The sequence below is a fragment of the Dactylosporangium sp. NPDC005572 genome, from assembly GCF_040605515.1.
In the GTDB taxonomy this organism is placed as follows: Bacteria; Actinomycetota; Actinomycetes; order Mycobacteriales; family Micromonosporaceae; genus Dactylosporangium.
In genome coordinates this window covers 89,040-100,504 of the sequence record NZ_JBEXCY010000021.1, presented here as the reverse complement: position 1 = coordinate 100,504, position 11,465 = coordinate 89,040, and the positions used below count along the sequence as shown (strand labels likewise).

Sequence of the window (11,465 nt, the reverse complement as noted above, 5' to 3'; positions counted from 1 at the left end):
GCCCGCGGCGGCCCGCGGCGGCCCGCGGCGGCCCGCGGCGGCCCCGCGCTGGTCGCCAGCAGGAGCGTGCCGCCCGCCAGGACCGTGGCTATGCCGAGCAGCAGCATGGCCATGATCGGCGGGCCCGTAACGGCGTCGTCCGGGATGCCCCTTGACCTGCGAGCCGCGCCTGGCATCCGCCCGATCGCCCGCGACGGCCTTCCCGTCCGTGCCCGACTCTCGGCCCGCGATCACCTTCGCGTCCGACTTCCGGCTCGCAACATCAGCGGGTCCAGGCCCGACGTCGGCACTCCTTCCCGTCCGCGCCCGACCTCCTGCTCGCGCAGGAGTCCGCGTCCGCTTTGCCGGCCGCGGACGCCTGACCGACCGCCTTGCCGTTCCGTGGCCGACGTGCCGCCGGCGGCGCCGGTGGTGGCCGGCGCGGCGAAGGCGGCCGCTGGCACGGCGATCGCTCCGCATGCGGTGGGCGTCACGAGCGCCGCCCACCGCATCGCTGTCCGCCGGTCGCGCGACCGGCCGTCCAGAAGGATCATTTCGTTCCGCCGTTTCGGGATCACCCGGCAACGGGCGCGGCTGACCCCCAAGGAGGAACTAGCAGCGTATGTCCCCTTTGCTACTGCCCGAGCCGATAATCCAGGTCCGGCGCGATCGTCACCGTGTCCATCTGCGCGCGCTGTAACCGGCCCGAGTAGTCCCAGTTCATCGACTGCCAGCGGGTGAACTGGTCGAGCACCCACACGCCCGACTGTCGGCTGCCGTTGCCAGAGCGGCCGTTGCCGCCGAACGGTAGGTGGGCCTCCGCGCCCGACGTTGAGTTGTTGATGCTGACCATGCCCGCGCGCGTGCCCCGCCGGAACGCGAACGCCTTGCGCGGGTCGGTCGTGTAGATGGCGGCGGACAGCCCATACCCGGGCGCGTCCGCCAGCTCGATCGCCTCCTCCAGCGACGAGTACCGCGCGATGCCCACGATCGGCCCGAACGTCTCCTGCTGGAACACCTTGTCCTCCGGGCGCACCCCGTGGACCAGGACCGGGTGGTAGAACAGCCCGGCGGTGGGGTCGCCGACGAAGCCCGCACGCGGGTTGGCGGCCGTGATGCGCCCGACCCCGGCGGAGCCCGAGACCCGGTGGTGGGGCTCAATCCAGTCGAGATACGACTCGTAGCGCTCGGCGAAACGCTCGCTCATCAGCGGCCCGAAGAGCACCGCGGGGTCGGTCGGGTCGCCGACGACGGCGCCCTGGACGGCGTCCTCGAGGCGCCGCTCGAACTCCTCCAGCACGCTGTCGTGCACGATCAGCGTGCCGAGCGAGGTGCAGCGCTGGCCGGCGGTGCCGAACCCGGAGAAGAGCGCGCCGTGAACGGCCAGGTCGAGGTCGGCGTCCTCGGTCACCACGAGCGGGTTCTTCCCGCCCAGCTCCAGGCAGGCGCTCTGCAGGTGGCGCCCGGCCAGCTCGCCCACGCGGGCGCCGACCTCCGACGACCCGGTGAACCCGATCTTGTCGATCAGCCCTTCCCGCAGGCCGGCCTCCAGCCCCTCGAAGGTCGTCGGCCCGTCGGCGTGGACCACGTCGAACACGCCGTCGGGCACGCCGGCCCGCCGGATCAGCTCCGCGAACGCGTCCGCGCAGGCCGCCGCATACTCGGCCGGCTTCCAGACGATGGCGTTGCCGCACAGCAGGGCGGGCACGATGTACCAGCTCGGGACGGCCACCGGGAAGTTGCCGGCCGTCACGATGGCGGCCACGCCGACCGGCACGCGGAAGGTGAACAGCTGCTTGTCGGGCATCTCGCTGGGCACGGTCTGCCCGTAGAGCCGGCGGCCCTCACCCAGGAAGAAGTCGCAGGTGTCGACGATCTCCTGCACCTCGCCGCGGGCCTCGGTGAGCGTCTTGCCCACCTCGCGGGTCACCAGCGCGGACAGCGCCTCGAAGTTGGCCTCGACCAGGCGGCCGAGGTTGGCCACGACCCGCCCGCGCACCGGCGCCGGCACCTCGGCCCAGGCCTTCTGCGCCTCCCGGGCCGACCGGCACGCGGCCACGAAGGTTTCGGCGTCGGCCAGGGCGACCTCGGCCACGACGTCGTCGAGACGGGACGGGTTGATGGAGGGCGCGCGGCGATCCTGCGGGGTGACCGGCTGCCCGCCGACGGTGGAGACGATGACGCGGTTCATGGGATACATCTTGAACCGCGGGTACGACGAAATGCGGGTCAGGGCGCGTCAGCGGGGTGCGCCGAGGCGGGCGGCGGCGCGAACGCCAGCTCGCCGCCGAACTGCGCATGCAGCCGGACGTCGTAGTAGTCGGCGGCGTCGGCCAGCCAGTCGCACGCGTTGGACAGCTCGATCGGGTCCAGCGTGGCCGCGAGCAGCTCGGTCGAGGCGATTACCGACTGGTCGCGCCAGAAGAGCCGGATGAAGTTGAGCCGGCCGTTGAGCTCGTTGAGCTCCGCGAGCAGCTCCGGTGAGCACTCGATCTTCCGCAGCAGGGGCGAGAACACCCGCACGAGCGGAGGGTCGTTGTGGACCAGCCGCAGGTACAGCACGGCTGTCCCGCTGCGGATGGCGGCCGGCGCCGCGGTCAGGTCGGCCGGCACCGGCTGACCGCCGAGGTAGTCGCTGACCAGCCCGCGAACCTTCGCGCGTAACGCGTCGTCGATCGACACAGCCCCACCTTACCGGGGCCATGCACGCCCGCCGATCAGCCGCTCTTGCCCGGCCGTCCGGGCGGCAGGAACCCCCGCCGCCGCGCCTCCTTCACCCACCGGTGCGCCGTGCTGACCGGAACGCCGTGCTGGTCGGCCAGGTCGCACGCGGGCCGCGGCGAGGCCTGCGCGAAGTTGAGATACACGTCGGCGACCTCGCGATAGAACACGTCGGGCCGCCCTCGAAGGCGCACGGCCGCCGAGGGAGCGGCCCGCGCGACGGCGAGCGCCGGCTCGATCATCTCCCAGCCCACGTCCGAGGCCATGGGCGGCATGACGGGTCGTGCCCGGGTGTTCAGGACGGGTGCCATACCGAGGGGCGCGTCCACCACGGCCAGTTGCGCATTGGCGGCCGCCTCGATGCGGCCGACGGGGATTGCCCGCAGCAACTCTGCGCTCGGGGTGCCTTCGATGCGCAGCCCGGTGAGCACCAGTCGCCCGCCCGCACCAACGCCGATGCGCACCTGAATCGTGCCGGCCAGCGGCGGATCGTCCTGGCGCCACTCATACCAGTCCTCAGCGACTGGAAACAGGCGACCCCGCACGCCGCAAGGTTATCCACAATTCCCCAAATCAACAATTGCGCGAACCTAGACGTCTAGATACGCTGATCTGGACGCACCTGGTGGGGGGCGTTGCACAAGGGGGCGATCGGGTGGCCGACACGCGATCGGGGGGAAGTTGACACGTCCGCATCGATTGGGGAGGAACGGGGCGATGCGGGCGTCGGCCGTCGGGCGGCTGCGCTTCGGCGCGGCCCGCTCGGCGGTGCCGAACAGAGCCGCGGCCGCGAGGTCTCGCCGGGCCTCGCGGCCGCTTCGCTCACCGACGAGCCGCCCGAGCCACCCCGAGCCACCCCGAGCCGCTCTGAGCCGAGGGCCGAGGGCCGAGGGGACAGTCGCCCAGGGATCAAGCGCCTCCGGGCCGGGCTGCGCCGCACTGACGCCCTGAAGCGGAGTTGGCAACGCCCGACCGGGTCGGCCCCAGCCGATGACCCGCGGGATCGCTGTCCAAGCTGGCCAGAAGGATATTGGGACTCGGGTCCGTGCAAGGCGCGACCATCGCTCCCGCCAGACACCGCTCGTGCCGCCGGTGCATTCGCCCCGGCGCCACGGACGCTGCCATCGCCGTCGTGGCAAGAACCCGCGACCTCCGGCCGCGCCGGACGCTCGCACGCCGTGCGGTGGTAGCGGGTCTTGCGGTCGTCGCGCCGTGCACGAAGTTGACCGTGCATCAGTCGGTTGCCGGCCCCCGGCTGCTCGCGGCCCGCGGGCCCGGCTGCGCCGTGCGCGCGGAAGTCGCGATCAACGCGCCTGACTTCATGATCGATGGAGACTTCCGGCTGTCATGGCGACCAGAACTCGCCGTCGATCATGAAGCCCCACGACCAGCGGCGGGCGGGCGTTCGCATCTCGTTGCCGAGATCGTGATCAAGGGCCGCGCCGCCATGATCGTGGGAAACATCTGGTCGCCATGACAGCCAAATGTTTCCCACGATCATGGCGGCGCGGTCAGGTCGTGGACGGGGTTGGGGGAGATTGGGTCGACGGTGACGACGGGGGTTGCATCGTCGGCTCCTGGATCTGTGGGGAACCCGGCGCGGCTGGGACGTCTCCGCTCGAAGAGCCGCTCCAGGCGAAGAAGAACACGCCCACCAGGACCGCGGCCACGCACAGCGTCGAGACGGCGGCCACCGTCAGGAGCACCCAGGCCAGCGCCCCCAGCTTCTTGCCCGGCTGGATCTGGATCGGTGGCGCAGGCAGCGCCGGGTCGTTGTCCAGCATCGCCTCGGCGGCCACGTCGGACGGGTCGCCCAGCAACTCCAGGATCGAGCGGACCTCGACCTCGGTCTCCGGCGACAGTTCCGCCCGCTTGGCCGCGATGTGCTGGCTCAGGTCGGCGAGGAGCTCCTCGCGGCGGCTGGCCGGGATGCCGGCCGAGGCTTGCTCGACGGCCCGCAGGTAGTCGTTGACCAGGTCATCGTAGGTGTTCATTTCAGTCCCGTCCCGACAATTCGGTCAACCGTGTCCCGGAAGGCCGTCCACTCGGCGCGGAAGTGGCGCAGCGCGGAGTGGCCGGTGGGGGTCAGGGCGTAGTACCGCCGAGGCGGACCCGCCGGCGACTCCCGCCAGGTCGTCTCCACCCAGCCCTGCCGGCGCAGGCGGGCCAGCAGCGGATACAGCGTGCCCTCGCTCGTGGTCAGGGTGCGCTCGGCGCCCAGGTGGCGGACCAGTTCGACACCGTACTGCTCCTCCTGCTCCATCAGCGCCAGCACGCAGAACTCCAGCGTGCCCCGCCGCAGAGCGGTCGACAATGTGCCCGGCACATCCATGCCCCACAAGCTACCTTGCGCCGCAAGGTAGCTGCAAGCGTGGCGGTAGCGGTAAGACTTTTCTGAACGTGCAAAAATGGGGCGGTGACCCGCTGGCTCGATGCGGACGAGCAGCGCGCCTGGCGCGCGTTCTACGCCGCCGCGACGCTCCTGCTCGATCGGCTCGACCGGGAGCTGCAGCACGACGCGGGCATGCCGCACGCGTATTACGAGATTCTGGTCGTACTGTCCGAATCGCCCGGCCGCTCGCTGCGGATGAGCGAGCTCGCCCTGCTCACCAGGTCGTCCCGGAGCAGGCTCAGCCACGCCGTCACCAAGCTCGAGGGCAAGGGCTGGGTCAAGCGGCGCGACTGCGACGACGACAAGCGCGGGCAGTTCGCCGACCTCACCGAGGCGGGGTTCACGGCGCTGGCGGAGGCCGCCCACGGCCACGTCGAGACGGTCCGCACCCACCTCTTCGACGCGCTGACCCCCGACCAGGTCGCGCAGCTCGAGACCATCAGCCGGCAGATCGCCGAGACGCTCAAGCAGTGACCCCGGGACTGTAGAAGCTGCTTGTCAAGCCTTGTAAGGATCATTTCCGGTCGATACCGTGCGCCCTGCCAAGAGACAGCCCCTGTCCTCTAGGAAGGCCCGCCATGCCCTCCAAGCACACGCTGAAACTGTCCCGGACGATCCTCGGCGCGCTCGCCGCGTTGGCGCTGCTGGTCGCCGTCCCGGGGAGCAACCCGACCATGCCGGACGCGGCGCAGGCGCCCAGCGGCTTCGAGCAGGGCGTGCCGCAGTGGGCCGACGAGCCGTCGATCGCGAGCCTGCTCGAAGGCGGCAAGGCGCAGCACGCCGAGCAGTTCTACTTCGTGCTGCCCGACCGCTTCGCCAACGGCGACCCGGGCAACGACCAGGGGCGGCTCACCGGCGACCGGCTGAGCACCGGCTACGACCCCGCGGACAAGGGCTTCTACCACGGCGGCGACCTCAAGGGCGTGATCGACCGCCTCGACTACATCCAGAACCTCGGCACCACGGCGATCTGGCTGGCGCCGGTGCTCAAGAACCGGCCGGTCCAGGGCAGCGGCAATGACATCAGCGCCGGCTACCACGGCTACTGGATCACCGACTTCACCGAGATCGATCCCCACTTCGGTACCAAGGAAGACCTGAAGCGGCTGGTCAAGCTGGCCCACCAGCGGGGCATCAAGATCTACCTCGACGTCATCACCAACCACACGGCCGACGTCATCCGCTACGCGCAGAACCAGTACTCGTACCGCGACAAGACGGACTACCCGTACCAGGACGCGAACGGCAACAACTTCGACGACCGCAACTACGCGGACGGCTCCAAGGGCTTCCCCGCGGTCGACGCACAGTCCTTCCCGTACACCCCGGTCTTCCCGAGTGACGCCGACAAGACGGTGAAGAAGCCGAGCTGGCTCAACGACCCGCTCATGTACCACAACCGCGGCGACTCGACCTTCACCGGCGAGAACAGCGAGTACGGCGACTTCTTCGGCCTCGACGACCTCTGGACCGAGCGCCCCGAGGTCGTCAAGGGCATGACCAGGATCTACTCGGACTGGGTCAAGGACACCGGCATCGACGGCTACCGCATCGACACCACCAAGCACGTCAACCTGGAGTTCTGGCCCCAGTTCGTCCAGGGCGTGCAGAGCGCCGCGCAGCAGGCGAAGAAGCCCGACTTCTTCATGTTCGGCGAGGTGTACGACGCGAACCCGGCATTCGACTCGATCTACGTCCGCAAGGGCCGGCTGCCGGCGACCCTCGACTTCCCGTTCCAGCAGGCCGCGGTCGACTTCGTCGCGCGCGGCGGCTCCGGGCAGGAGCTGGCCGACCTCTACGCGCAGGACGACATGTACACGTCGGCGGGCACGAGCGCGCAGACGCTACCGACGTTCCTCGGCAACCACGACATGGGCCGCATCGGCATGTTCGTCGCCGGTGGCGGCACCGACCCGGCCACCCACCTGCGCCGCGACCAGCTCGGCCACGAGCTGATGTTCCTCACCCGCGGCCAGCCGGTCATCTACTCCGGCGACGAGCAGGGCTTCACCGGCCCGGGCGGCGACAAGGACGCCCGCCAGGACATGTTCCCGAGCAGGACGGCCGACTATCTCGACGACGACCTGCTCGGCACCGACAGCACGCACGCCACGGCGAACTACGACGAGAACCACCCGATCTACCGGACGATCGCCGGCCTGGCCCAGCTCCGCGAGCAGCACCCCGCGCTGAGGCAGGGCATCCAGGTCACGCGCTACAGCGACCAGAACGTGTTCGCGTTCTCCCGGATCGACCCGCAGCAGCGCGTCGAGTACGTCGTCGCGGTGAACAACGGCACCGGTACCCGGACGGTCAAGGTCCCGACCTCGATGGTGAACACGACCTTCGACCGGATCTACCCGACGGCGGGCGCGTTCACCACCAGCGCCGGCGACGGCGCGGTCGAGGTGAGCATCCCGCCGTTCAGCAGCATCGTCCTCAAGGCGCGCACCCAGCTGCCCAAGCCGTCGGCCAGGCCCGCGATCCAGCTCAAGGCGCCGGTCAACCCGGCGACGACCGCCCAGGTCACCGCGGACGTCACCGGCGACCCGCTGGCCACGGTCACCTTCGCCGCCAAGGTCGGCAACGGCAAGTGGACGCTGCTCGGCACCGACCACGCCGGCCCGTACTCCGTGTACCACGACCTCGACGGCCTGCCCGCCGGGACGAAGCTCGAGTACAAGGCCGTGGTCAGGGACAGCCTTGGCCGTACCGCTGAAGCCAAGTCGGAGACGAAGGTCGGAACGCCGCCCGGTGTGGCGTCCGCGGACTACGCGATCGTGCACTACCAGCGGCCCGCGGGCGGGTACGACCCCTGGAGCGTCTACGCGTGGGGCGACATTCAGGACCCGATGAACTGGCCGAATGGTGCACCTTTTGCCGGAGAGGACTCGTATGGGCGCTTCGCATGGGTCAAGCTGAAGCCGGGGGCCAAGAACGTCGGCTTCCTGGTGGTCGACTCCAACGGGGTCAAGGACGTCGCCGCCGACCGCTTCATCGACCCGACGAAACAGCCGGAGATCTGGCTCAAACAGGGAGACGCGACCATCTACACCTCGCAGGCGGCCGCCACCGGCACCGTTGACGTCCACTATGGACGGCCCGACGGTGACTACACCGGCTGGGGCCTGCACCTGTGGGGCGACGGACTCGCTCCCGGCACCGGCACCGACTGGTCCAGCCCGCGCCCGCCGGACGCGATCGACGACTTCGGCGCGGTCTGGCACGTGCCGGTGACCGACCCGAGCAAGCCGGTGAACTTCATCGTGCACAAGGGCGACGTCAAGGACCCCGGCCCCGACCAGTCCGTGCTGCCCAGCCAGCAGGGCTCGGCCTGGATCCGCTCCGGGGAGGCGATCGTGCACCCGACCCGGGCCGCCGCCGAGCACGCCGCGGTCCTGCACTACCGGCGGCCGGCCGGCGACTACGACGGCTGGGGGATGCACGTCTGGAACGGCGCCGCGAGCCCGACCGAGTGGTCCAGCCCGCTGCCGCCGGCGAGCACCGACGCGTTCGGCGTCACGTTCAAGGTGCCGCTCGTCGACAACGCGCCGCTGCTCAACTACATCGTCCACAAGGGCGACGCGAAGGACCTGCCGGCCGACCAGACCCTGGACCTGGTGACCGTCGGGCACGAGGTCTGGATCCTTTCCGGCCAGGAGAAGTACCTCCTGCCGATGCCGAAGCAGGGAACGCCCGACACCGACGTGCACCTGGAGAAGGCGGTCTGGATGGACCGCAACACGATCGCCTGGCGCGCCGGGCCGACCGACGGCCACAGCTACGAGCTGTGGTCGGCGCCGGCCGGCGGCCTGTCGGTCGTCGACGGCCAGCTCGTCGGCAACGGCACCAAGCTGACGATGACCGCGGTACCGGGGAGCCTGACCGAGGCGCAGCGGGCCAAGTTCCCGCACCTCTGGGCGTACCAGAGCTTCCACGTCGCGGGTGACCGCGCCGCGTTCACGGCGGCGCTGCGCGGGCAGCTCGTGGCCGTGGAGCGCGACGTCGACGGCAACGTCACCGAGGCGACCGGCGTGCAGGTCGCGGGTGCCCTCGACGACCTGTACGGCGCGGCGCTCGGCGCCAAGCTCGGCCCGGCCTTCGACGGCAGCCGGACGTCGGTGAGCGTCTGGGCGCCGACCGCGCAGACGGTTGCCCTGGAGCTCTTCTCCTCCCCGGACAAGCCGGCGGAGCTGAAGACCATGCAGCGCGACGAGCGCACCGGGGTCTGGAGCGTCACCGGGGACAAGTCGTGGAAGGGGAAGTACTACCGGTTCCGGGTCACCGCGTACCAGCCGGCGGTCAAGGGCGTGACCACGGCGAGCGTCACCGACCCGTACAGCGTCTCGCTGTCGGCCAACGGTACGCACAGCCAGTTCGCCGACCTGTCCGACGGGGCGCTGCGCCCCGGCGGGTGGGGCACCCTGCGCAAGCCGCCGGCCCCGAACCGGCCGCAGATCCAGGAGTTGTCGGTCCGCGACTTCTCGATCGGCGACGACACGGTGCCGGCCGACCAGCGCGGCACGTACCTCGCCTTCACCCAGGGCCAGTCGGCCGGCATGCAGCACCTGCGCAGCCTGGCCCAGGCCGGCACGTCCTACGTGCACCTGCTGCCGGTGTTCGACATCGCCACGATCCCCGAGATCCGGACCGACCAGTCCCAGCCGCCGTGCGACCTGGCCGCGCTCCCGCCGGACTCGACCCAGCAGCAGGCCTGCATCGCGCAGATCGCCGGGACCGACGGCTACAACTGGGGCTACGACCCGTTCCACTTCAACGCGCCCGAGGGCTCCTACGCGACCGACCCGCAGGGCACCGCGCGGATCACGCAGTTCCGGCAGATGGTCGCCGGGCTCAACGGCGCCGGCCTGCGCGTGGTCATGGACGTCGTCTACAACCACACGACGGCCGCCGGCACCGACCAGTACTCGGTGCTCGACCAGATCGTGCCCGGCTACTACCACCGGCTGCTCGACGACGGCACCGTCGCCAACTCCACCTGCTGCGCCAACACCGCGCCCGAGAACGCGATGATGGGCAAGCTGGTGGTGGACTCGGTGGTGCTGTGGGCCAAGCAGTACAAAGTGGACGGCTTCCGGTTCGACCTGATGGGGCACCACCCGAAGGCCAACATCATGGCCGTGCGGGCCGCCCTGGACCAGCTCACCGTCGCCAAGGACGGGGTCGACGGGAAGAAGATCCTGTTGTACGGCGAGGGCTGGAACTTCGGCGAGGTCGCCGGCGACGCCCGGTTCGTGCAGGCGACCCAGGCGAACATGGCCGGCACCGGCGTCGGCACGTTCAACGACCGGCTTCGCGACGCCGTCCGCGGCGGCGGCCCATTCGACGGCAACCCCCGCATCCAGGGCTTCGCGACCGGCCTCTACACCGACCCGAACGGCGACCCGGTCAACGGCTCGGCCGCCGAGCAGCGCGCCCGCCTGCTGCACTACCAGGACCTGATCCAGGTCGGACTGACGGGCAACCTGGCCGCCTACGAGTTCGTCGACTCGACCGGCAAGCGGGTGACCGGCGCGCAGGTCGACTACAACGGCTCGCCGGCCGGCTACACGCGGTCGCCGTCGGAGGCGGTGACCTATGTGGACGCGCACGACAACGAGATCCTGTACGACGCGATGGCCTACAAGCTGCCGACGGACACGACGGCCGAGCAGCGGGCCCGGCTCCAGGTGCTCGCCCTGTCGACGGCGGTGCTGGGCCAGGGCACCGGGTTCGTCACCGCGGGCTCGGACCGGCTGCGGTCGAAGTCGCTGGACCGCAACTCGTTCAACTCCGGCGACTGGTTCAACCAGATTCGCTGGGACTGCACCGACGGCAACGGCTTCGGGGCGGGCCTCCCACCGGCCGCCGACAATCAGGACAAGTGGCCGTACGCGCAGCCGCTGCTGGCGAATCCGGCCCTGGTGCCCGGCTGTGACGCGGTCAACCTGGCGGCCGTCCGATTCCAGGAGCTGCTGCGGATCCGGGCCAGCTCGGCGGCCTTCGCCCTCGGTACCGCGGCCCAGGTCCAGCAGCGACTGAGCTTCCCGCTGTCGGGCACCGGCGCCACGCCCGGCGTGATCACCATGGTGCTCGACGCGCGCGGGCTCGACGGGCACTGGAAGTCGATCGTGGTCGTCTTCAACGCCGGTCCGGCCGCGACCACCCAGACCGTCGCCGCGTACCGCGGTGCGCAGGTCGCGCTGCACCCGGTCCAGGCGGCGTCGGCCGACCCGGCCGCCCGGCAGGCCACCTTCGACCGGGCTCACGGATCGTTCACCGTTCCCGCACGGACCGTGTCGGTGTTCGTGGAGGGAGCGTAGGAGGTATCAAAATCGGCGGCGTGGGTATCCACCAGGGCACGGAGGTGAAC

8 protein-coding genes are annotated in these 11,465 nt (G+C 70.6%); 3 read left to right on the top strand and 5 right to left on the bottom strand.

The annotated features are described in order from the left end of the window. Positions 1-613: 613 nt before the first annotated feature. Genes ABZS66_RS13955 through ABZS66_RS13945 form a run of 3 tightly spaced genes read right to left on the bottom strand, consistent with a single transcriptional unit; the run spans position 614 to position 3,245 of the window. Complete coding sequence (locus ABZS66_RS13955) at positions 614-2,170, bottom strand: aldehyde dehydrogenase family protein (protein ID WP_354757493.1); 1,557 nt, start codon at positions 2,168-2,170, stop codon at positions 614-616. Between the two features lie 38 nt (positions 2,171-2,208). Then, positions 2,209-2,661: a hypothetical protein gene (locus ABZS66_RS13950; protein ID WP_354757492.1), complete on the bottom strand. Its 453-nt coding sequence runs from the start codon at positions 2,659-2,661 to the stop codon at positions 2,209-2,211. Positions 2,662-2,696: 35 nt separating this feature from the next. Then, on the bottom strand, positions 2,697-3,245 hold the full coding sequence (locus ABZS66_RS13945) for a hypothetical protein (protein ID WP_354757491.1): 549 nt from the start codon (positions 3,243-3,245) through the stop codon (positions 2,697-2,699). Between the two features lie 587 nt (positions 3,246-3,832). Here ABZS66_RS13945 and ABZS66_RS13940 point away from each other — a divergent pair. After that, positions 3,833-4,177, top strand: a complete 345-nt coding sequence (locus ABZS66_RS13940; protein ID WP_354757490.1) for a hypothetical protein — start codon at positions 3,833-3,835, stop codon at positions 4,175-4,177. Between the two features lie 34 nt (positions 4,178-4,211). On the opposite strand, the gene ABZS66_RS13935 is transcribed toward ABZS66_RS13940, so the two are convergent. Further along, a complete protein-coding gene (locus ABZS66_RS13935; protein ID WP_354757489.1) occupies positions 4,212-4,694 on the bottom strand; it encodes a hypothetical protein in 483 nt (160 codons plus the stop codon). Continuing rightward, positions 4,691-5,032, bottom strand: a complete 342-nt coding sequence (locus ABZS66_RS13930) for a PadR family transcriptional regulator (RefSeq protein ID WP_354757488.1) — start codon at positions 5,030-5,032, stop codon at positions 4,691-4,693. The genes ABZS66_RS13935 and ABZS66_RS13930 overlap by 4 nt, the downstream gene beginning before the upstream one ends. Before the next feature lie 84 nt (positions 5,033-5,116). On the opposite strand from ABZS66_RS13930, the gene ABZS66_RS13925 reads away from it, so the two are divergent. Together ABZS66_RS13925 and pulA are read left to right on the top strand one after the other, a co-directional pair. Beyond that, positions 5,117-5,566 carry a MarR family transcriptional regulator gene (locus ABZS66_RS13925; protein WP_354757487.1) on the top strand — a complete coding sequence of 150 codons (450 nt, stop codon included), beginning with the start codon at positions 5,117-5,119 and terminating at the stop codon, positions 5,564-5,566. A 104-nt stretch (positions 5,567-5,670) separates the two neighbouring features. After that, entirely contained in the window at positions 5,671-11,415 is a 5,745-nt protein-coding gene (pulA, locus tag ABZS66_RS13920) for a pullulanase-type alpha-1,6-glucosidase (RefSeq protein WP_354757486.1), read from the top strand. Positions 11,416-11,465 lie beyond the last annotated feature (50 nt).

What these genes read in the sequence shown, in the direction of transcription:
- ABZS66_RS13955 (WP_354757493.1), bottom strand. Translation starts at nt 2,170, where the DNA reads ATGAACCGCGTCATCGTCTCCACCGTCGGCGGGCAGCCGGTCACCCCG.
- ABZS66_RS13935 (WP_354757489.1), bottom strand. Translation starts at nt 4,694, where the DNA reads ATGAACACCTACGATGACCTGGTCAACGACTACCTGCGGGCCGTCGAG.
- ABZS66_RS13930 (WP_354757488.1), bottom strand. Translation starts at nt 5,032, where the DNA reads ATGGATGTGCCGGGCACATTGTCGACCGCTCTGCGGCGGGGCACGCTG.
- pulA (WP_354757486.1), top strand. Translation starts at nt 5,671, where the DNA reads ATGCCCTCCAAGCACACGCTGAAACTGTCCCGGACGATCCTCGGCGCG.